The 21,479-nt window shown below is 62.0% G+C and carries 15 protein-coding genes; 6 read left to right on the top strand and 9 right to left on the bottom strand.

Going from position 1 to position 21,479, the window contains the following annotated elements; genetic code table 11:
- Window positions 1–176 precede the first annotated feature (176 nt).
- The 6 genes from C935_RS13325 to C935_RS12680 all read right to left on the bottom strand — a co-directional run bounded on the left by C935_RS13325 (window position 177) and on the right by C935_RS12680 (window position 9,291).
- Window positions 177–1,040: a hypothetical protein gene (locus tag C935_RS13325; protein WP_196800528.1), complete on the bottom strand. Its 864-nt coding sequence runs from the start codon at window positions 1,038–1,040 to the stop codon at window positions 177–179.
- Window positions 1,041–1,946, bottom strand: a complete 906-nt coding sequence (locus tag C935_RS0103735; RefSeq protein WP_018861177.1) for a hypothetical protein — start codon at window positions 1,944–1,946, stop codon at window positions 1,041–1,043.
- Window positions 1,943–3,796 carry a hypothetical protein gene (locus C935_RS12950; protein ID WP_081616565.1) on the bottom strand — a complete coding sequence of 618 codons (1,854 nt, stop codon included), beginning with the start codon at window positions 3,794–3,796 and terminating at the stop codon, window positions 1,943–1,945. The genes C935_RS0103735 and C935_RS12950 overlap by 4 nt, the downstream gene beginning before the upstream one ends.
- Window positions 3,793–4,842: a PD-(D/E)XK motif protein gene (locus C935_RS0103725; protein WP_196800527.1), complete on the bottom strand. Its 1,050-nt coding sequence runs from the start codon at window positions 4,840–4,842 to the stop codon at window positions 3,793–3,795. Before C935_RS0103725 ends, C935_RS12950 begins: the two co-directional genes overlap by 4 nt.
- Window positions 4,799–7,438, bottom strand: coding sequence for a Z1 domain-containing protein (locus C935_RS0103720; RefSeq protein WP_038044407.1), 2,640 nt, complete (start codon window positions 7,436–7,438; stop codon window positions 4,799–4,801). The genes C935_RS0103725 and C935_RS0103720 overlap by 44 nt, the downstream gene beginning before the upstream one ends.
- A 245-nt stretch (window positions 7,439–7,683) precedes the next feature.
- Window positions 7,684–9,291: a DNA cytosine methyltransferase gene (locus C935_RS12680; RefSeq protein ID WP_018861172.1), complete on the bottom strand. Its 1,608-nt coding sequence runs from the start codon at window positions 9,289–9,291 to the stop codon at window positions 7,684–7,686.
- 59 nt (window positions 9,292–9,350) lie between these two features.
- Between C935_RS12680 and C935_RS12945 the strand changes: the two genes are divergently transcribed.
- A complete protein-coding gene (locus tag C935_RS12945; protein WP_018861171.1) occupies window positions 9,351–9,803 on the top strand; it encodes a very short patch repair endonuclease in 453 nt (150 codons plus the stop codon).
- A gap of 283 nt (window positions 9,804–10,086) precedes the next feature.
- Here the strand turns inward: C935_RS12945 and galE are convergent, their stop codons facing one another.
- A complete protein-coding gene (gene galE / locus C935_RS0103710; protein ID WP_018861170.1) occupies window positions 10,087–11,139 on the bottom strand; it encodes a UDP-glucose 4-epimerase GalE in 1,053 nt (350 codons plus the stop codon).
- Window positions 11,140–11,198: 59 nt separating this feature from the next.
- Window positions 11,199–11,780, bottom strand: coding sequence for a YdcF family protein (locus C935_RS0103705; RefSeq protein ID WP_018861169.1), 582 nt, complete (start codon window positions 11,778–11,780; stop codon window positions 11,199–11,201).
- 494 nt (window positions 11,781–12,274) lie between these two features.
- On the opposite strand from C935_RS0103705, the gene C935_RS0103700 reads away from it, so the two are divergent.
- From C935_RS0103700 to prsT, 5 genes are all read left to right on the top strand, one after another.
- The gene (locus tag C935_RS0103700) at window positions 12,275–12,913 is read left to right on the top strand and encodes an XrtA/PEP-CTERM system exopolysaccharide export protein (protein WP_018861168.1); all 639 of its coding nucleotides are present in this window, start codon (window positions 12,275–12,277) and stop codon (window positions 12,911–12,913) included.
- 136 nt (window positions 12,914–13,049) lie between these two features.
- Window positions 13,050–14,444, top strand: coding sequence for a TIGR03013 family XrtA/PEP-CTERM system glycosyltransferase (locus C935_RS0103695; protein WP_018861167.1), 1,395 nt, complete (start codon window positions 13,050–13,052; stop codon window positions 14,442–14,444).
- Window positions 14,445–14,447: 3 nt separating this feature from the next.
- The gene (prsK, locus tag C935_RS0103690) at window positions 14,448–16,514 is read left to right on the top strand and encodes an XrtA/PEP-CTERM system histidine kinase PrsK (RefSeq protein WP_018861166.1); all 2,067 of its coding nucleotides are present in this window, start codon (window positions 14,448–14,450) and stop codon (window positions 16,512–16,514) included.
- Window positions 16,515–16,540: 26 nt separating this feature from the next.
- Entirely contained in the window at window positions 16,541–17,878 is a 1,338-nt protein-coding gene (gene prsR / locus C935_RS0103685; protein ID WP_018861165.1) for a PEP-CTERM-box response regulator transcription factor, read from the top strand.
- A 34-nt stretch (window positions 17,879–17,912) separates the two neighbouring features.
- A complete protein-coding gene (gene prsT / locus C935_RS0103680; RefSeq protein ID WP_018861164.1) occupies window positions 17,913–20,693 on the top strand; it encodes an XrtA/PEP-CTERM system TPR-repeat protein PrsT in 2,781 nt (926 codons plus the stop codon).
- A gap of 90 nt (window positions 20,694–20,783) precedes the next feature.
- Here prsT and C935_RS0103675 read toward each other — a convergent pair whose 3' ends face one another.
- Window positions 20,784–21,452, bottom strand: a complete 669-nt coding sequence (locus C935_RS0103675; RefSeq protein WP_018861163.1) for a class I SAM-dependent methyltransferase — start codon at window positions 21,450–21,452, stop codon at window positions 20,784–20,786.
- Window positions 21,453–21,479: the final 27 nt, after the last annotated feature.

Genomic DNA, 21,479 nt, shown 5'->3' with positions numbered 1-21,479 from the left:
CGGCACGTTAACTGGCCCCGGAGTGGTCTGGTGATAATGCGGCCGACTTATGCTCGACATCCCAACCCGAAAACTCGCGTACGGCGGAGGGACTACACAAGGCCAATTGAGCAGAAAATGGAGGCGTGCTTCACGCCGAACTCAGCAGCCTGCCGTGGCTTGGCCAGACTGCCCAATTAGCGGCTTCGTCTAGAGAACAGCGTTGTCATGGACCAAGATCTGCCCGCGCCCCCAACGTCATCGTTCACCGATCTGTCCGCCTCATCTCCACCCTCAGACATGCCGGCCGCTGCTGTACCAAGTTCATTGCGAATGCCGAACATTTCGTGGAGAAAGCTGGCAAGTTCGGTTGCTGAAAGATCGGATAGGGATCTGATCTCGTTTCGGATGCGGATTCCTAGTACGGCCCTCCTCATGATGTCTTCCATCGAGGATCTGCCGTGAAGCTTCGACGCTCGTACCCATGCCTCCGCCACAGCCAAGGAAAGCACCGGATCACCTCCAATGCTGGGGCGCTCGGTGATCTGAACCAAGGCATCTTCGGTCAACTCCACCAGCAAGTTCCAGCGCTCTGGGTGCTCCGCCCCCCGGTCGAGAACGCGGCCGCGCATCCACAGACGCTGAAACGTGTTCCGTACGCCGCCCGTGTAACGCTCCATCGCAGCGCCGAAGCGCCAGTACACGATGTCGGGTGCAATGACGGTAGCAACAAAGCTCCAGACATCGTCCCTCAGCGCCTCACCGGTCGAAAACAAATCCACCTCCGCGAGCCAGGACGCTACTTTCGCATCGAATGCGGCAAGAGAATTGCGGGCATTGCCGTCCCCGAAACCATGGGCGCGGGCAAGCTCCTCCAGGTCGGCGCGCAATTGGGTCATCTGTGCAAGCCCTAGGGGTGTTCCGCCCGTCGCCGTGAAATGCACCGAAGACGGAAGGTTCGCCGGATTAAAGCCCGTCCATCTGTCAGGGCCCTGTTCAAGGAAACTTCTGACGAGAGTTTCACAGGCGGGGCTGGGAAGCCTTGGAAGTAAAATGTTCATCTAGACCTCCCCAAGCTCAGCAAGAGCAAGGAAGGCAGACCGGAACATGCCCGGACGACTATCGAGCACAGACCGAATAAAGGCGACATCCTTTCCTGGCCAGGCTGTGCGGAGCCAGTAGGCTGCCTGGGCCCCAAGAGAACCGGGTTCCGCAGTGTCGATCGACTCGATTGCTTCGGCATCGGCTAGAAACCTTTCGCAGATCTGGCCCATGATGTCCGCCAAGATGAGCTGAAGGGTTGCCGGATCCTCATTCTCAATCCTCTCCAGAAATTCGGCCGCGCTCTCGTTCAGGTACAGGCGGACAGCGCCATTGAAATCCCGATTCCAGTCCCGTGGCGACCAGTGCAGATACCATGGCGCACTGCCAACGATGCCTTCCCCCAAGAGCTGGACAAGATTGGCCGTTTCAATCGGGAAACGGGGCTCCTCGCCCTCGAGGCGGACACGCACGCTGTCCGACCATACGCGGTCGCCCGTGATTCGCGGGGAAAGCACGCCCGGCGAGATTGGAGAAGAGGCCAGTATCACCTCCGTCTGAAGATCGAGAACCATCGAGAGCGCTCGCCCCTCGATTATCCGCTCGAATTTACAGACAGGGCTTTCCCAATTCACGCATTCCGAATGCCTGCCGATGACCAAACGCGGCAGGCGCCCCTGCCCCGTACCCATACGGACGCCCAAAGATAGCTGAAGGTCGTCGACCGAGAGGGACAAATCAGCTCCTGCAACTTCTGGCACCAACCGGACCGTTCGCCGCACGTGCACGTCGCAGGACGAATCCCAGTTCTGCAGAAACTCGCCTGCTTCAACCCACTCATCGCCGTCGAGCGAAATCTCCCAAGGCGCCGCCTCGACCGAGGCATGCGAAAGCGTAAGGAAAGGGAAGGCAATTCTTCGATTCATGTCGAAGGCGCCCCTTCCAGAACATCGACCGCAGCTGTGACCGCGCAGTCATCAGGGACTCGCACGAAAATCTCGAAGCATCCCTCGCGTCCGGAAAGATTGAAGACCGGGCCATCGGCGACTTCGCTACCGTCAGAACATTGAATGGAAAGCACTTCGGGTTTCGGTGCATCCTCCGCCATATGCCCAAGTCCTGCCCCCTCCACGGCAACGGCTGCCGACGCGCTCAATGCGAAACCACTGCGTTTCGTGTCCTGTGTTACTTCGGTCGAAAATACGGCAACCTTTCCCGTCGCTTGGGTTTCCAGACGTTCGAAGCTTGGGCGCGTAGCTCGCGCGCGCCTCGGCCGGGGTCCGCCGCCCCCACCAGTTCCGCGGCGGCGGCCGGCACCATCTCCTTCAACACCCTCGAGAACAGCACCCAGCCGTCCCGCCAGCCGTGCTAACGGCGGTCCGTCGTTGCGGCTGCCCGTTCCTTGTGGTGTTGACTCCAGGCCCATCTCTTTAGCCACCCCGCCAAGCTCTTTCAGCGCCTTGTTCACGTAGCGCTTTGGGTTTCCCTTGGGAAGGTTGCCCGGGACCCAGTCATCATGAGCGGGCGGTTCGGAATCAGCGAAGGCGCGTTCGACCTCATCCTCGTCACTCGCCAGAAACACTCCAGTCCATTCGAAACGCCCGTCTGGAAGCGGGTTGCCCTCAAGGTATTTCACGACGAGTTCAATAGGCCGCATGAGCGCGATGTGGTGAACCTGCTCTGGTACGAGCGAATCTGCCGCCACAAGGCGACGACGTGGCGACTTCAACCCCTTCTCGATGGCAAGAGTTCCGACACGTTTCGGTGGCCTCAAGGACTCGATAGGGCGAACGTCATTTCCCTCTCGGCGGCGCGCCGCTCGCATGGCCTTGCAGAATAGATCGAATGGAGCAAGGCTTTCGGGTTCCGGTACGGGAACCTCCTCATCGTCAAGCATAATCCTGCACCGAAACCGTCGGGCGTCAGGCGCATCCGCCATCAATCTCGGCCAGAAATTCCAAAGGAGTGACTCGACGATGCGGTGTGCCGTTATTCGGAGGTCCTCATCTTCGGCCTGAAATCCGATGATCATGATTGAGGTTCCGCTGCCCCACTGCCGGCGATCGGGAAAGCCGAGGGCGCTGGCAAATTCATCGGCACTCGCCCCGGTTAACGGTTCTACAATCGCGTCTTCTGGATCCCGTACTCCCCACCAGTGCCGCCCGGTAAACCGGCGGAGCATGCCATCTTCCGGAATCTCGAAAGACCGTCCGACATGACAGCCCATGAGTCGACGGCTGTCAGGGCCGACGCCGTGCGGAAGGGTGTCGACTATGATCGTGCTGCATGAGCTCGCGCGATACAGCGCAACCTTGCCGAAGCCGTAGGTTCCGCCACCGTACTCGGTGTCTCGAGGTGTTCCGATGTTGCGCAGGAAGTTGATGAAGTCGGTGCGCTTCGTCCCGACAGGAATCCGGTCTGATCGTGTTGGTCCTCCCAGGCCCGTTGTTCCGAAGTCACAGATTTCCAGAACAACCAAGGGCTCGCGATCCAGGGCTCTGCGGATCAGATTGTCGGACGTCGGTTCGTCGGGCAATTCCGCGAGGCCCCGGATTCTGAGCAGGTCACGCTGAGCAGGAGTAAGCCTTCGGATTCTGATGAGGATTTCCGGGCCTCTTCCAAGTTTTGCAGCATCGGCAATATTCTGGACGGACTCCCGTATGACGGTTTGCAAGGGATCCAGGGTCGGAGCGCCAAGTAATTTCCGGAAATTTTCGCCTATGTTGCCAGTAGCACCGTAGGGCTCCGAGTGCAGGTCAAGAACGGGCACGATCATGTGGTGAATTCTCGAAGCAAGTCCTCAAACTCGGCGGGGGACCGAATGCAATCTTCCGCGAAGCCAAGATCGACTTGATAGGTTGCATCGACGATGCCCGCCGGCACGTCGCCGTCTGCGAAACATGATGGAGCGATCCGGGGAAAATCGCCTGAAACGGAATAGAGGAGCTCCCTTTCGAGCCGAAAGGCGTGGCGGTTCCATCTCTGATCATGAATGTCACTGCAACCGACGGACAACAGCAGCTCCCGGAGCCCCGAGGAATCATCTGCCTGTGAAAGTGCCTTGCCGCCCAAGGCGGAAACAGTCAGAAGGCCACCATCGACCGCTTCAAGGACAACGTGGAGAAGCTGGAGTGATCCATTCGAAGGGGGCTCCAGCTGCTTCAGTCCGTTGATAGTGACAATGCTGACGCCCGCTCGAAGTGATGCCTTAACCTCGAGAGATTTGTCACGAACCCTGAAATCATGACGATCACCCATGGGCCCACGCCATGTGCGCCAGGCAGATGGCGAAAGGTCAAGGAGCCGGTTCAGTACAATGAGTTCTGCTACGAGGCCTGCAACCTGGCTCCTCTCTAGTTCGCGATGGGACTGCGGAACCAGCAGTGCACGAAAATCCTCGATGGTCTTGCTCGTCGCTTCGGAGACACCCGCTCCTGCAGCAATGCGGGCAAGTATCTCGTCCACGACGTCCCCGAACACGGCTTCGAGTTCGTTTGACAGACACATGACATCCAAGAACCGCAATGCGCGGCCTTTGTGCATCAAGGTCGATACGCTGATACGCAAGGCAGGCCCTGGCTCCATTGGATGCGGGCGGTCATCCCGCGCCAATGGAACAAGAAGCCTTGCTTCGCCGTTCGGACCAACGGCGAGACGGATGCGGCCCGCGTCAGTACTTGCCGCTAGAGCCAGAGAAGGCACCTCAAGGCCATCACCACCACCTCCGCCGGCGCGAAGGACATTCCATTGCCCGGCGACAGCCCCCTCGGCGCGACTCTCAGACACCGGCTGCCTCCGCCTGCGCGGCTTCTTCTTCTTCAATCTCTTCGATTTCCTCTGCAGAGATCGGCTTCAGTTCGACCGAAATGTAATTCCCGCCCTCGGTGATGGAACCCGGGAACACGATGCCTAGGCCCAAGACATCGTGCAGCGCATCCAGCGGCTTGCGCGTCGTTCTTTTGGGATCAGGAGCCGAGTACCGATCGATGGCGTAGAGAAGAAGTAGTGGCACCTGCCCGACTTCCTCGAGACGCGCCGCCTTTAGGTCGTCCCACCCACCGGATTGCTCGATGCGATTGCCGCAGTCGAAAACGATGTCCTGCTTGGACATGAGAGCCTTGATGTCAGCGATCTGCCCCGGGTCGTCCAATTTGGCGCGCCGCACCGTTCTAAGCTGTCCGACACTGCCAAGCTCGAACTCAGAGAGATCTCCTCGCCCGGATTCCACAATGCCCACATTCCAATGGTCAAGGCGGGGGTCGCCACCTTCAAGGAAGGGGATCAGCAGATCAGGCTGCAGGTCGGCGTGAGACGGTTCCATCGTGAAGGATTCCAGGAACCGACGCACTGACGATCTCGGGACTTTGCGCCAAAGCTTTCGACCAGTTGCTTCTGCCTCTTTGTCCCGCAAGCCGAGGGTCTCGATCCGGCTGATGAGTTCCGCCCCGGCATGCCAGTTCTGTTTCAGTAAGTCTCTATCCAAGTGAGCAAACCGGAAGGTCTGGCGGTGGGTACCCCAGTAACTGACCGCGCAACGACGGGCCGCCCGCACCTTGCTAGCAGCGGTTATTGCCATGCCGGGTATGGCGCGAACACGCACCGCGATGTCCATTGGAGTCAGGTCCTGCAATCGATACTGCTCGATATCGTCGCGGATTTCCTGCTCAACAGCCGCCAATGCCCTGAACCTCAGCTTGAGTTCATTTGGCATAAAGATTCGCGGGAGATCTTCGTAGCCGGGGCGATAACCGAACCAACGACCCATTTGCAGCAGCGTGTCGTACTGGTTTGCTGATCTCAGAAAGTAGCTCACCATCAGCCCTTCGAGCGTAAGGCCACGAGCGAGTATCGAGCCACCGACGACGACATAGGTCCGTGACGGGACGGTGTAATCAATACGGTCGTCGCTCGCTCCGTTCTCTACCGGGAATTCGAGCCGGTCCAGCACCCTCGGCAAGTACTCGAAGATCTGCCCCGTCGACACTCGAGGGGCTTCGGTAATGCTGGCCGGAAGCCGTCCGGCCTCGTCATCCCATATCCTCTGGATCCTCTTGCCAAGGTCCGAGTCGCGGTCGGCTAGATTGCCCCTGTTGATATCGACCCAGCCCTGTATGAGGGAGGCGACACGCTCGTGCGCTGTCACATAGGCCGACGTGTGGACTAGCATCGTCATGTGTTCCTCGCCGTCGCCTCGCGCATGCCTTGCGGCGCAGCAGGCAAGGAAATACAGGATCGCTTCTTCGAGGCTGGACGTCATGACAGGCTGAAATGCATCCCGCTCGTTCCGGTTGCGCGGTTGCAGTAGTGTCTCATCTTCCGGGGGAACTTCCCGGATCATGTCGAGACCCTCCTCCTCGGGTCGTGGGGTTCCAGGGTCGTCCGGGGTCTTTCCAAACAGGCGCTCCGTCCCGAAGTATCTTTCCGGATGCGGAAGTGCAGTAATGAAATCCCGCGGGTAGAGATCGTCCAGTTCCTGCCCATCAACGCGGTATGGGTTGATCAGAACATTGGCGAATGGCGTGGCCGTGTAACCAACGTACGTGGCGGCCGGCACAAGAGACAGGATTTCGCGGATGCGCTGATTGATGGCGGTCATGTCCAATTCGTCTCGCGCTGAGTTCACGCTAGCCTGGTCGCATTCGTCATCAATCACGAGGACTCTGAGTTGCCTGAGGACAGCCGGATAGGTCTCGTTGATCGCCCTCTTGAGTTCTCCCAGTGGCGACACGTTCTTCTTGATCACGGCTAGCTGCGCCTTGTCGACATGCGACAGGAATCCGCCTTGAGGTGGCGCACGGAAATCCCTATCCATGTCATTAGGGGTCAGAACCTGCCAACTGAGTGGATTCCGCTGGACAAGGTCCGCGTGAAGTCGGCGCTGTGTCTGATACCGCAACTTATTGGTGAGGCCGGCAAGGACGATGACCGTGTCGTACCCGGCGTCCAGCGCCTTCGCGATAACCGCGGTCATGTTGGCGGTCTTTCCCGACTGGACATGACCGACAACCAGCCCCCGGGCGGAGAACTGATTTTTATCGGGGTTCCGGGGGTTCTCCAGTACGGACACAACCTCGTTGGAAGCGTCGTCGATCCCCCGAACATCATCTTCCGGCCACCCCTTCCGGTTCAGAAGATATGCCTTGACCGCAGGCCAGTGCAGGTCGGTGGGCTTAGGACCGAAATACCACTGTGGACGCTTTCTGATAACGGAATACGTGTGGAGTATGTCTATCCGTTCGAATTCCCGAGCGACGAGATCCCGAGCTTCGTCGATTTCTGCAGCCAGCTGTTGCGCAAGCCCGGGGGCCAGCGTATCCAGCTCGCCCCGAACTGCTGTAACAGCAGCATCAAGATGCCCGTGTCGTGGAAGGGCCTGACGAATACGCTCAATCAGACTATCTACTTGTGGCCCTGGCATAAACGCCCCCATCGAATGGCGAAAAGGCTAATATCAGCGGTGCGGACACAGCCGTAAAAAATCACGCGGTCATTGCAGAATCAAGGCCGGCTGGGAAATTCCGCCCCCCCTTAAACGCCGCACATCGATCTTCATGTGTCACAGGCTTGATGACAACGAGCTCCCGGGCAGGGTCAACGCTGGAGTGTTTCACTCGGCCCCGAGAAGCCCCTTCGTCAGACATGACTGTTCGATCCAGTCCTGAATCAAATAGCGACTTCCGTTTTTCTGTCTGCGCCCCGGACAGTGACGCGGCCCCCTTCTTGCTTGTGAGCGACAAGCACTTCCTTCACGAGCAGCGCAATCTGTCGAGCGAGCCAAGGCGGTACGGCATTACCGACCTGATGATACTGCTCGGTGCGATTGCCCTCGAAGAAGTAGTTGTCGGGAAACGTCTGGATGCGGGCGGCTTCGCGTACCGTAAGGGATCGGCACTGTTCCGGGTCGTGGTGAATGTAGTAATGCCCGTCCTTGGATATGTGGCTTGTTATCGTCTTCGCCGGCTCGTCTCGCAACTGGACACGGAAGCGGTCCGCAAATTTTCCACTCATCCAGTTTGCGTGGTTGGGAGCCAGACTCGGCAAGGGGAAGTCTCCAGCGCCGGAAGGCGAACGGCCGTACTCCCTCGCGAATGTCGCTGCGTAGACGTATCGACCCAGGTCACTAGGCATATGGGAGCGGGCCTCGTGGTTGAGCACACTTTCAAGCCCGTCATCGTTCCACCACCGCTCGAGCGCTTCGTGTTCGGGGAGCCGGCAGATCGCCACCTTCGGACATCTCAGGCCACCACGGGACCAGCTTTGCTTGTCCCGTATCTCGCGACGCGTACGCTCGAGCCTGGCCGCAATATCGCTCTGACCGTGACTTCGCGCGTCACGGGCGAGCTGGCTGATCTGATCCCGGACAGCGTCTACCCAGGCATCCTGACTGTCACCTCGAGACAGCCCGCTCCGAAGGGGCGGAAGATCGGCCAGAGCCTGACTGAGGGAGATCTTCTGGCGAGTTTCCAGCACCCCGGGGACAGCTTCTATGTCTTCCCGAATGCCGACAAGGAATACCCGGTGACGGGTCTGTGGAATACCGTAATCTTCGGAGCGGACCAGAAATTCATGGCCTCGAAGGCAGGCGGGCGAGTCACCCCGCCTGAAGACAACCTCGGGATCAACGAGAGAGTGGATGCGATAACCCGGGCCGTTGCTGCCCCGCCCGAGGGCTTCGTCGGGATCCACCAAGTCTTCCAGAATTCGGTGAAAGATGCGTTCGCCACCAACCCTGGAGGTGAGAATCCCCTTCACGTTCTCCATGACAAAGACGGCCGGGCGATAGTGCTGGATTAGCTTGAGGTATTCACGATAAAGAAAATGCCTCTTGTCTTCCTCGGGCACGTACCCGGCGATACCGCGATTCCGGGCACGGCCGACAAGCGAGTACGCCTGGCACGGAGGGCCGCCGATCAGGACGCCATTCGCGCCATCGAACCCCCGTTCATCGAGCTTGCCGGCAAACCACCTGTCATCGTCCGGGTCACCGAGCGTGACACGCAGCGCTTCGTGGCCGGCCTCTTCCCATGCATCTCGGGTTCTGTCCGAATAAGGGACGGAGTTGTGTCCCTGAACGTACCGGTAATAGTCGTCCAGGGAGCTCCCGCCTTCGTCGAGAAGTCGCTTGAATGCCCGGAGCCTCAGTGTCTTGTGAGCAGGAACCGAACATTCCGCGGACACCTCTATGCGAAAGAAGTCGCTGAGCGAGGCAAACCCTTCACCCAGCCCGCCGGGCCCCGCAAAGAGATCGACTACCGGTATGCGCTGGGTCACTAACCTGTCCTTGACGTCGAGAGTTGCCCCTGAGGAGCAGGGGCCGGGATCATGTGCGAATGGTTGACGTAGTGGACAAAGCCACCCGCTCCCGGATGATGTCCGGGATTCGGTCTGGCGACACGCAGCCCGAAATGAGGGTCCGACGCTTCCTTCACTCCCGAGGGTTTCGCTATCGGCTGCACGTTTCGGCACTCCCAGGAAAACCGGACCTGGTACTCAAAAAGCACAACCTTGCTGTCTTTGTACATGGCTGTTTCTGGCATCGACATCAGGGTTGCCGGCTCTGTACTACCCCCGCCACCAATCAAGACCGCTGGCAGGCGAAATTTGCTGCCAACGTCAGGCGAGACCGCCGCAACCGGGAGACGCTTCTCGCTTCAGGCTGGCGTGTTCTCACGATCTGGGAGTGTGGACTCAAGGGACCGCAATCCAAAGACTCTGATCTGGCTTGGCTCCCTGGATGGATCAAGGGCGCCCAGCAGCAATATGAATGGCCTCGCCCAAAGTAGCCAGCCAAGCCCTTCACGGCATGGTACCAGGTTCGACCCAGCCTTTCCCATACAGTCCTGATGGAAACCGGATTTCATGCTGCTGGAATCATCGACCTATCGCGAGCCCGCGAGGCTAACCGCCCGCTCGCCCAACGGACGCCGGCACTCTGCCTCCCGTCACTCAGGCGGCAGCGCACCCGGCTACCAGCGCTTACGCAAGCGCGATGTATTGATGGGAGACGAGGCATGGGGGATGCACTCTCTCGCCCCCCGAAAGGCTCGTAACCGAAACCGCCGTCTGTCAGGGGGCGCCGTAGGCGTGGGCGGTGGTTTCCGGCATGGGCAGGGGGTGGAGTCGGACGGCCAGAGGGGGTGCGGCAGCGGTGGTCATGCGGCGTTCCCAGGTGAGGGCGTGGCGGACGATGAGGTTCAGGTCGTCGTATTCGGGGTACCAGTCCAGCAGTTGACGGATGCGGGACGCGTCTGCGGTCAGGGCGGGCGGATCGCCGGCTCGGCGGGGGCCATGGATGACGGGGAATCGGTAGCCGCTGATGCGCTGCACGGATTCCAGGACCTGCAGCACGCTGTAGCCGTGACCATAGCCACAGTTGAGCGCCTGCGAGGAGCCGCCGGCCACCAGGTAATCCATGGCCCGCAGGTGTGCCGCGGCAAGATCCTCGACATGGATGTAGTCGCGCTCGCAGGTGCCATCGCGGGTCGGATAGTCGGACCCGAACACGGTAATGCTTTCGCGTTCGCCCAGGGCCGCCTGGCAGGCCACCTTGATCAGGTGGGTCGCGTTGGGGGTGGCCTGGCCCAGCGTGCCGTCGGGGGCCGCGCCGGCCACATTGAAGTAGCGCAGGCAGACATACCGCAGATCGCTCGCCTGGGCGAAGTCGGCAATCATTCGCTCGGACATGACCTTGGAAGCGCCGTAGGGGTTGATCGGCGCCAGTGGGCTGGTTTCGTCCACGGGGTTTTTCGCCGGGATGCCATACACCGCGGCCGTCGAGGAAAAGACCAGGAAGCGAACCCCTGTTCGCTGGCATCCCTCCAGGAGGTTCAGGGTGTTGCGGGTGTTGCTGCCGTAGTAGCCGAGTGGATCGGCCAGCGATTCCGGGACCACGATCCTGGCGGCAAAGTGCAGAACTCCGTCGAACGCGTATTCCGCAAGGACCGTCTGCAGGCGCTGTCGATCGGCCATGTCGCCGACGATCAGCGCGGCATGACCGATGGCCCAGCGGTGCCCTGTACTGAGATTGTCGTAGACGACGACGTCGTGACCTTCCGCCAGCAGCTGGCGCACGACGTGTGAACCAATGTAGCCCGCCCCACCGGTTACCAGGATTTTCATAATCGAACCTTCGCCTCGCCTTGAATCGAACGGCTGTAATAAATGGGTGGCGCGCCGGGCTATCCCGGCCCGTACTGCCAGCGGTACCAGGCCATGCCCCAGTACTCGTGAAGCGCCAGCCAGCTGGCCCAAAGCGCGCTGGCCTGCGGGCGGAACGCCTCCAGGGACCAACGCGGATGACGTGGCACAAAGGCACCGGTCGGGGCCGGGATAACGTCCAGCCCCGCACGCTCGAACGACCAGGTGGCCCTCGGCATGTGGTGGGTATGGCTCACGAGTGCCACGCGCTCGATCCCCTCTGCGCGCAGCTGTTTCGCCGAATGCTGGGCATTGCCCCAGGTGTCGCGCGCATTGGGCTCCCGCAGGATCGGGTGGACGCCATATTCCTTTAGTACCTCTGCCATGTAGTCGGCTTCTGGAGCTCGCTCCTCCGGGCCACCCCCCGAAACCATCACGGGCAACCCGGTGCGGTTGTGCAGATACGCCGCATAACGAAGGCGCACCAGCGCGAGGTCATGGACGGTCTCGCCCGAGAACTCCTCGGCTCCAGTGCGATACCCCGCCCCCAGCACCACAATCGCCTGCACGCCCGTCAGCTGGTCATCGCTGGGCGGCGAAAAGCCCTCTTGTAAAGGCTTCATGAGCGCATAACTGACCGCTGGAGTAGAAAAGGAATAGCTCAATAAAAGGCCGATTACCAACAGCCCTTTTCCAACATTTGTGCGGTAAATGGCCCACCCGACAATGGCGAGTATTAGAGGACCAGAAGGAGGTAGCAGAAGCCAATTGGCTAGCAGACGCAGAGGAATGGGGTCCAATGTTTTTGCCCGGTAGTAGATGAAAAATCGAGGACCCTATTTTGGGCCCACCAACCGGGTTTAGAAGAACCAAATAAACCGAACGAAAAACACCCCATCGTCAGTCTAAAGACTGATAGCCCGGGGCGCGGGGCACGTCTACCATCGATTATCCAGGGGAATAGCCAATACTAATAAGTGGTTGCTATTGCCCGCACCGCTCCGAGGCTAAGCGGAAGCAGGTCCGGGCACGATCGGGCCTGGTCCGGGTTTCGCCGGACAACGAAGTCGGCGGTGTCAAATTGGACTGACTCAACGCCTAAAAGGGGAGACGAGCGATGACCCTCAAGACCGGCCCACAGAGCACTTTTGTTGTTTTCATTTTGACCGTGGCATTTGTCGTGGTGACCACCAGCGCATGCACGACCACACCTCACCCGGATGCCCCGTCCACGGTCGAACAAACCACGATTGACCAGTACATCATCGGGCCCGGCGACACCTTGACCATCGCGGTGCGCAACAACCCGGATCTGTCCACCTCGGTGGCGGTGCGGCCGGATGGCCAGATCACCACGCCCCTGGTGGAGGACGTCCAGGCCAGCGGAAGGACCCCCAGCCAACTCGCACGGGATATGGAAGACAAGCTGTCCGACTTCCTGCGCGACCCGATCGTGACAGTGATGGTGACCAGCTTTGCCGGGCCCTACGACCGCCAGGTGCGCGTGATCGGGCAGGCCGCCGAGCCGCAGGCCCTGCAATACCGCGAAGAAATGACCGTGATGGACGTGATGATCGCGGTCGGCGGAATCACCGATTTCGCAGCCGGCAACCGGGCCGTGCTGGTACGTAACGAAGACGGTGAACGCAAGCAGTACCGGGTCCGCCTGAACGACCTGATCTACGGCGGCGACATCTCGGCGAACGTGGCCATGTTGCCGGGCGACATCCTGATCATTCCGGAACGCCGCTTCTGACTGGCTACGGGTGCAGCGAGGCGACTCGCCCCACTCGCCAGCCACCATTCGGGTGAACGGGCCGGATATTCGGGAAAGGAACAGGCATCGATCATCTCCCTGATCGCTGGGGAGGTGACCGGGGGGCATTTTGAGCATGCGAATACTTGGACACTATGTATCGCGGCGGATTCTGGCGCTGGTTGGGCTTGAGCTGCTCGCCATTTACATCGCGCTCTATCTGACACTTGCCCTGTTCACCTTGTCGCTGGGCGCGATGGACCCCTGGATGCCGGAGCTCCTGATCGCGGTGGCGGTCGTTCTGTTCGCGGTGATGCTGGTGGGCCTTTACGAGCAGGAGTGTCTGGCGACCTTCAGTTTGCGCTCTGCCGTGGTACGCCTTGGCGGTGCCTTGATCCTGGCCGGCGTCGCGCTCGCGATCCTCGGGATGCTTACGGCGAGCAGCCTCGTTACACCCACGATCGTGGGCAGCAGCGCGGTCATCCTGCTGGCAAGTCTGACAGCCGAACGCAGCCTGTTCCGCGGCTTGTCCGAGACCGACGCCTTCAAGCGCCGTGTGCTGGTTCTGGGCACCGGGAGCCGTTCCCGGTCGCTGGAGGCACGCCAGTCAGACCCCGGCGCGGGCGACGCCACCTACCAGATCGTGGGATATGTCGCGACCGAGCGCGAGACCGACCGGCTGGTCGACAACCGGCGGCTCTGGGTGCTGGATGCCCAGACCAGCCTTCTGGACGTGGCACGTTCCCTGCGCGCGGACGAGATCGTGGTGGGGATGCGCGAGCGCCGCGAGAACCTGCCGCTCAATCAGCTTCTGGAGTGCAAGCTCAACGGTATCCGCGTTACGGATCTGTCGTCGTTCTTCGAACGCGAGGACCGACAGCTCCAGCTGGACGGAATCAACACCAGCTGGCTCGTATTTGGCGATGGTTTCCGCCAGTACTGGCCGCGCACCGTGGTGAAGCGCGGCTTTGATCTGCTGGCGAGCACCGCCCTGCTGGTGGTGACCTTCCCGGTCATGCTGATCACGGCCATTGCGATCAAGCTCGACAGCCCCGGGCCGGTTCTCTACTGGCAGACCCGGATCGGCCTGGGCAATGTCCCGTTCGAGATCTGCAAGTTCCGCAGCATGCGCGATGACGCCGAAGGGGACGGAGTCGCCCGCTGGGCCAGTGGCGACGATGACCGCATCACGCGGGTGGGTCGCGTGATACGCAAGCTGCGCATCGACGAACTGCCGCAGATCATCAACGTGTTTCAGGGGCGGATGTCGTTCGTGGGTCCGCGCCCGGAGCGCCCGGTGTTCGTGGAACAGCTCAGCGAGCAGATCCCGTATTTCCTCGCCCGCCACAGCATCCGCCCCGGCATTACCGGCTGGGCCCAGGTGCGCTACGCCTACGGCGCATCGGTCGAGGATGCACGCCAGAAACTCCAGTACGACCTGTACTACGTCAAGAACCACAGCCTGTTCATGGATCTGATGATCCTGTTCGAGACGGTCCGCGTGGTCCTGTTTGGCCGCGGCGCCCGCTGAGCGATGAACCTCGCCGCCCCAAGCTATCTGCTGGCTGCCCTCGCCTTCCTGGTGCTGGTGGTGCTGGCCTTGTGGACCTGGCGACAACGCCCGGGGAGTCTGTGGATCGCGGTCGCGGCGCTGCTGTCGGTGATCTGGGCCCTGCACATGGCGTTCGTGGCCCACGAGATTGGCGAGACCCCGGTCTCCGGAGGGGCCTTCGAGGTCCTGCGCAATGCCGGGTGGTTTGCAGTCCTGTTCGCCCTGCTGGTTCGTCGCGGCGAGTCCGGCTCGAGGCCTCCGGCTCCATTGCGCGCGGCGATGATCGCCACGGCGGCGCTGATGGCGGGGTTGTTCGTGGCTCTGGCCCTGCCGGTTGCCCTGCCCCTCGGCGCCTGGGTGGGCATTGCGATGCTCGGTATGGTGGTGCTGGGCCTGGTGCTGGTCGAACAGGTCTTTCGCAATACGCCGCTGCAACGGCGCTGGGAGATCAAGTTTCTGAGCCTGGGCCTCGGGGCGATGTTTGCCTTCGATCTGTTCTTGTATGCCGATCTCGTGCTGTTCGGGGCCATCAACAGCCCGGTCTGGCAGGCGCGCGGCCTGGTGAATGCCCTGGTCGTGCCATTGCTCGCGATCTCGCTGGCCCGCCGGCCGCTACAGGCACGCGAGGCACCGGTGGTCTCGCGGCACCTCCTGTTCCATACCGCGGCGCTGATCGGGGCCGGGCTATACCTGCTCGCCATCGGCGCGGCCGCCTACTACCTGCAGCATGTTGGGGGCGACCTGGGCGCCTTCCTGCAGGTGGTCTTCCTGTTCGGCGCCGCCTTGCTGCTAGCCGTCATCGTCGCATCGGGCAGCCTGCGCTCCCGCCTGCGAGTGTTTCTGGCCAAGCATTTCTTTCGCTACTCGTTCGACTATCGACAGGAATGGCTGCGCTTCACCGGCACCCTGTCGGCCGAGGACGACGAGATTCCGTTCCGCCAGCGCGCCATACAGGCCATCGGCGAGCTGGTGGACAGCCCCGGGGGCCTGCTGTGGGTGCGCGACCGCAACGGTACCTATGCCCTGGAGGGGGTCCTGAATCTGGGCGATCCCAGTTACCCGCCGGAAGAGCCCGACGGGGCGCTGGTGGAGTTCGTGGCGCGCACCGGGTGGGTGATCGACCTCAACGAATACCGCCGGGATCCCGAGTTGTATCAGGGCCTGCAACTGCCCGAATGGCTGGTTGGCAACGCGCGCCTGTGGGTGGTGGTGCCACTGCTCAAGGGGGATCTGCTGCAGGGGTTTGTTGTGCTCGCCCACCCGCGGGCACCGCGCAAGATCGACTGGGAGGAGCGTGACCTCCTGAAGACCGCCGGACGCCAGCTCGCCATCTATGTCGCGCTGGTGCAAACCGACGAGGCCCTGCTGGAGGCCCGTCAGTTCGAGGCGTTTCACCGACTGGCGGCGTTTCTGGTGCACGACCTCAAGAATGTATCGGCCCAGCTGTCCCTGGTGTGCTCCAACGCGGAACGACATCTGTCCAATCCGGACTTTGTCCGCGATGCCCTGCGCACGGTGGGCAATGCCCGCGACCGGCTCGAACGGACATTGGCCCAGCTGCGCCATGCCCAGGCCACACCCGAGACGCCGAGCCGCATCATCCCACTGGACCGACTACTGGCCGAGGTCTCCGAGGCCAGCCGCCATCGTTCGCCCCTGCCCCGGCTCGATCTTCGCGAACCCGCCGCTGTAACAGGCGACCAGGAAGGACTTAAAAATGTCCTACTCAACCTTGTAAGAAATGCTCAAGAAGCTACGCCGGATGATGGCTCAATTAATCTCAATCTTTACACCGAAGAGGGTTGGGCTATTGTTCAAATCGAAGACACGGGTAGCGGCATGGACCCGGCATTTCTCAAGAATCGGCTTTTCAAACCCTTTCAGACCACCAAGGGAAACGCGGGGATGGGGATTGGTTTATATGAGGCACGAGACCGCATTTCGCGCATGGGCGGTCGTATTTCGGTGGACAGCGAGGCCGGCGTTGGAACGACGTTTACCCTGAAGCTCCCCTTGCAGGTGGCTCCGGCGCTGGCCGAGCCGTCATGAGGACCGCTGGTGATTGCGAGGGTTCTATGTTGAAGCTTCTCATCGTTGAAGACGACCAGGGTCTGCGCAGCCAGCTGAGCTGGTGCTTCGAGGGATACGAAATCCTGCAGGCGGAAGACCGGGAAAGCGCCATGACCAGGATACGACGCCACCAGCCGGAACTGGTGACGCTGGACCTGGGATTGCCGCCCGACCCGGCCAACGCCTCCGAGGGTCTGGCGCTGCTGCAGGACATCCTGGCGATGGATCCCGAGACCAAGGTGATCGTCGTGACCGGAAACGATGATCGCGAGAACGCGCTCAAGGCCGTGGCCATGGGCGCCTACGACTACTACATCAAGCCAGTCGAGTCGGACCTCCTGCGGATGATCGTCGATCGCGCCGCGCACCTGTATGAACTCGAGGCGGAAAACCGCCAGCTGGCGCGCAGGCCTGGGGCCTCCCTGAGCGGAGTCATCACCGCCGACCCGGGCATGCTGGATGTCTGTCGGGTTGTAGAGCGTGTCGCGCCCTCCGATGCCACCGTACTGTTGCTGGGCGAGAGCGGCACAGGGAAGGAGGTTCTGGCGCGTGCAGTGCACGACTTGAGCGGTCGCGCGAACGAGCGCTTCGTAGCGATCAACTGCGCCGCGATCCCGGAGAACCTGCTGGAAAGCGAGCTGTTCGGCTACGAGAAAGGTGCCTTCACCGGGGCCTCGCGCCAGACCATCGGCAAGATCGAGCACGCCAACAACGGCACCTTGTTCCTGGACGAGATCGGCGACCTGCCACACAGCCTGCAGGCCAAGCTGCTGCGGTTTCTGCAGGAGCGCAAGGTCGAACGCCTCGGCGGCCGCGCCGAGATCCCGGTCAACGTCCGCATCATCGGCGCCACGAATCAGGATCTGAAGGCACTGATTCAGGAAGGCGAGTTTCGCGAGGACTTGTACTACCGCATCAGCGAGATTTCGGTCTCCATCCCTCCCCTGCGCGAGCGCAAGGGAGACGCAACCCTGCTGGCGCACTATCTGCTCGACCGCTTTACCGAAGATCAGCGGCGACCGCGACGCGGTTTCACGCTGGACGCCACCAACGCGATCGAGGCCTACGACTGGCCAGGCAACGTGCGCGAGATGGAAAACCTGATCCGCCGCGCCGTGATCATGGCCGACGGCCAGATGATTACCGCCAAGGACCTGGGCCTGGAGCCCCCCCATGGCGACGTCCCGGCAGTGCGACTACGCGACATCCGCGAACACGCGGAACACGAAGCCATCCTGAAAGCGATGGCCCGCAGCAAGAACAACATTGCCCAGGCCGCGGATCAACTCGGAATCACGCGGCCCACTCTCTACAGCCTGCTCGACAAATTTGGCCTGAGGTAAACCCGCCATGAAGACTCTCCGTCCTGTACGCCATGTGGTGGGCTCGCCCCGCCGTACCCTTCCACGCCTGGCCCCGCTGCTGATGGCGCTGACCCTCGTCGGTTGCGATGCCCTGGGCACCCCGACCGAGGCCGAACACCGGGAACGTGCCGAGCGCCATATGGAGGCAGGCGAATACGCCGCGGCCACCATCGAGTACCGCAATGCGCTGCAGCACAATCCGGACCCCGAGATGCGCGGCCGCCTGGGGCTCGCGTATCTGCGCGACCAGCAGCCTCAGCCAGCCGTACGCCACCTGCAACGAGCACTGGAATCTGGAGCCGACCCGAACGTTTATGCGCTGCCTCTGGCGCAGCTCCTGTTCACCCTGGGGGGCAGTGGCGCGATCAGCGAGATCCCTGAGGCCGACGACCTGGAAGGCGAAGATGCCGCGCGCCTGCAGGCTTACCGCGCGCTGGCGGCATTCCAGGCCGGGGAGGCCACCACCGGCGCGGAGTACCTGGCGGCGGCAGAGGAAAAACGCGACGACCTGGTGGAGATTCACCTGGCGCGCGCCTACAAGGCCATGTCCGATGGAGACGCCGAGCAGGCGATGAAGATGACCGATGCGGCCCTGGAGGCCGACCCCGAGTTCTCGCCAGCCTGGTCCCTCAAGGGCGACCTGGAACGGGTGCAGGGCGACCCCGAAGCCGCACTCAAGGCATTCGACCGTGCCGTTGAACTGCGTCCGGACGCCATCGCCGAGCGCCTGAAACGAGGGCTCATGCATGTCGAACTGGGGCACTTCGACAAGGCCCGCGAGGACGGCAAGTTTCTCCAGCAAGGCGCCCCGGACAACCCCGGCGGCCACTTCCTGCTGGGCCTGGTCGAGTTCGAGAGCGGCGAGCCTGCGGCGGCTCGCCCCCATCTGGAAGAAACGCTGGCGGTAGCCGGCAACTATCGCCTCGCGATGCCCTATCTGGCGGCCATTCGCCTGGAAGAAGGCAACTGGTCCCAGGCCGAGCGCCTGCTCGAGCGCCACCATGCGCTGGGCCCACCAAGCGCGATGAGCTATCGGCTGCTGGCCCAGTTGCGCATCGAGCAAGGGCGTCCCCAGGAGGCTCGACGCATCCTGGCCGACGCGTTGAGCGAGCGACCCGATCTGGTCGAGGCCCTGGGGGACCAGCTGGCCGCGCTCTACATCGGCGAGGGGGACACCGAAAGCGGGATCGAAATCCTGCGCGAGGCACTGGCCAACCGTGCCGACCGGCCGGAACTGCAGGAGATGCTGGGGATTGCCCTCGTACGGCACGGGGATCACGAACAGGGGATGGAACTCCTGCAACGTGTCGCCATCGAGAGCACCGATGTACGGCTGGCCGACTACTCGGTTGCCCTGGCACATATTCGGGACGGGCAGTACGACAAGGCGCTCGAGGCAACCGAACGCCTGCGCGAAAAGGACCCGGAAAACCCACAGGGATACAACCTGATGGGGGCAGCCCTGCTGGGCCTCGGCGAAATCCACGAAGCACGTCTGGTCTATCAGGAAGGTCTGTCGCTCCATCCGGACAACAGTCCCCTGGCCCTGAATCTGAGCTCGCTTGAGGTACGCCAGGGCAACCTGGACACCGCCCGCGAGATTCTCGAGGACCTGCAGGAACGCGAGCCCGGGCACCCCACCTCGGCCATCCGGCTGGCAACGCTGCACTTTCAGCAGGGCGAGATGGAGGCCGGCAAGCGCTGGCTGCAAAGCGCGATCGAGGAACACCCTGACCGGATCGAACCCTACCTGATGCTGGCCCGCGCGCAGAACCAGCAGGAGGATTATTCAGCCGCCCGCTCCACCCTGGAGAAGGCGCGCGCACACCACCCCAACGACACGCGCGTACTCGGTCTGCTGGTCGACTTGCAGGAACGCGAACGGGATTTCGCGGGCGCGGCGGAAGTGCTCGCACATCTGGCCGTGCTGCGGCCGGAGGCCGCGGAAGTACGTTTCCGGCTGGCACGTAACCTCGCCGCCCTGGGCGAGACCGAGCAGGCCGTCACGGCCCTGCGCGAGACGTTGTCGATCGACTCCAGCCACATGAGTGCGCGCATGGTGCTGACCCGACACCTCAGCCTGGCCGGCGAGATAGACGAGGCACGCAGCGTCTTCGAGCCTGTCGCGGAGCGTGCCCCCGAGGCGGCCCAGGTCATCGCGCAACAGGCATGGTTCGACGCACAAGCCGGTGAACTTGAACAGGCGATCGAGGGCTATGAACGCGCACTCGAACGCGAAGTCCGGCGCGACTGGCTGGTGGAGAAATACCAGGTGCAGCAACGGGCCGGGCAGACCGAGGCGGCAATCGAGACCCTCCAGGGCTGGCTGCAGGATCACCCCGAAGATACGGCCGCACGACACCTGCTCGGTTCTGCGCAAATCAACTCGGGACGGGAGCCCGAGGCACTGGACACCTACGAAACCTTGCTGGAACAACGCCCCAACGATGTCATCGCGCTGAACAATGCGGCGTGGCTGGCCCGAGAGTCCGATAACCGCCGCGCCCGCGAGTACGCCCAGCGGGCCGTCGAGCTGGCCCCGGACCAACCCGCCGTTCTCGACACTCTGGGGGTAGTACTGCTGGAGGGTGGTGATACCGAAAGCGCCCTGGAGACCCTGCGACGGGCGTATCGGATGAGCCCACAGGCACCGGATATCGGGTTCCATCTGGCGCAGGCCTACCAGGCCAGCGGCGAAACCGAACAGGCGCGCGCCCTGCTGACGGAGCTACTGGACGCCCACGAGGACTTCCCGGAACGCGAGCAGGCCCAGTCGCTGCACGAGTCGCTGTAAAGCCGGAACAGCAAGAACGACATACCGAGCGAAAGCCCACGTTCGCGTGGGCTTTCGCTTTTCCAGCCAGCGATGAAATCGACGCCGGGGCTACTGCGGTCGCTTTAACAGCAGGTTGTAGCAGTTGCCCGAGATCGAGGAGTCGACCACCTGGAATCCGGCACTGGTGAACCGGCTCAGGATATCCCTTGCCTCGTACGGCGTGTGCAGGATGCCCTTGCGCATGCCCCAGCGATTGATGCGTTCGGCAATGACCTTCAGCGGCTGGGGCGTGCGTGGATACAGCAATACGTTCGCGGCCAGCGTACCCCCGGGCTTGAGCACCCGAAGGGCCTCGTGGATGGCGCCATCCACATCCGGAAAGCAGTGCACGGAGTTGGCGATGTTGGCCGTATCGAACTCGCCGTCGGCGAACGGCAGCTCCGCGGCGTCGGCGTGTTTGACAGTCACGTGCTCGTCCTTTGCGAAACGATGACGCGCGCCCGCCAGCATGGACTCGGCGTAATCCACACCGACCACCTCGCTCTCCGGCAGCTTCCGCCGCCGGCGCCACTTGATCGCCATTTCCAGCAGCGTCCCCGTGCCACAGCCGATCTCCAGGTGCCGGGCCCCCATGTTTCGGCCAAAAAACCGGACCTGGGCGCCCAGCGTGCTGTTGTAGGCAAAAGTGAGGATCAGGAAGCCGCGAGCGTCGTACCACCACGGTGGCGATTTGTAGGCCTCGGCAATCTCGTCTCGGGTCTTGGCGCGCTTGGACATGAGCATCTCCTTAACGACTCAAGCGCC

The organism is Thioalkalivibrio sp. ALJ3 (assembly GCF_000377205.1).
In the GTDB taxonomy this organism is placed as follows: Bacteria; Pseudomonadota; Gammaproteobacteria; order Ectothiorhodospirales; family Ectothiorhodospiraceae; genus Thioalkalivibrio.
This window is presented reverse-complemented; position numbering and strand designations above follow the sequence as displayed.

Excerpts from the sequence above, each read along its gene's own strand:
- C935_RS13325 (WP_196800528.1), bottom strand. The coding sequence starts at position 1,040 with ATGAACATTTTACTTCCAAGGCTTCCCAGCCCCGCCTGTGAAACTCTC.
- C935_RS0103735 (WP_018861177.1), bottom strand. The coding sequence starts at position 1,946 with ATGAATCGAAGAATTGCCTTCCCTTTCCTTACGCTTTCGCATGCCTCG.
- C935_RS12950 (WP_081616565.1), bottom strand. The coding sequence starts at position 3,796 with ATGATCGTGCCCGTTCTTGACCTGCACTCGGAGCCCTACGGTGCTACT.
- C935_RS0103720 (WP_038044407.1), bottom strand. The coding sequence starts at position 7,438 with ATGCCAGGGCCACAAGTAGATAGTCTGATTGAGCGTATTCGTCAGGCC.
- C935_RS12945 (WP_018861171.1), top strand. The coding sequence starts at position 9,351 with ATGGTTGACGTAGTGGACAAAGCCACCCGCTCCCGGATGATGTCCGGG.
- galE (WP_018861170.1), bottom strand. The coding sequence starts at position 11,139 with ATGAAAATCCTGGTAACCGGTGGGGCGGGCTACATTGGTTCACACGTC.
- C935_RS0103705 (WP_018861169.1), bottom strand. The coding sequence starts at position 11,780 with ATGAAGCCTTTACAAGAGGGCTTTTCGCCGCCCAGCGATGACCAGCTG.
- C935_RS0103700 (WP_018861168.1), top strand. The coding sequence starts at position 12,275 with ATGACCCTCAAGACCGGCCCACAGAGCACTTTTGTTGTTTTCATTTTG.
- C935_RS0103695 (WP_018861167.1), top strand. The coding sequence starts at position 13,050 with ATGCGAATACTTGGACACTATGTATCGCGGCGGATTCTGGCGCTGGTT.
- prsK (WP_018861166.1), top strand. The coding sequence starts at position 14,448 with ATGAACCTCGCCGCCCCAAGCTATCTGCTGGCTGCCCTCGCCTTCCTG.
- prsR (WP_018861165.1), top strand. The coding sequence starts at position 16,541 with ATGTTGAAGCTTCTCATCGTTGAAGACGACCAGGGTCTGCGCAGCCAG.
- C935_RS0103675 (WP_018861163.1), bottom strand. The coding sequence starts at position 21,452 with ATGTCCAAGCGCGCCAAGACCCGAGACGAGATTGCCGAGGCCTACAAA.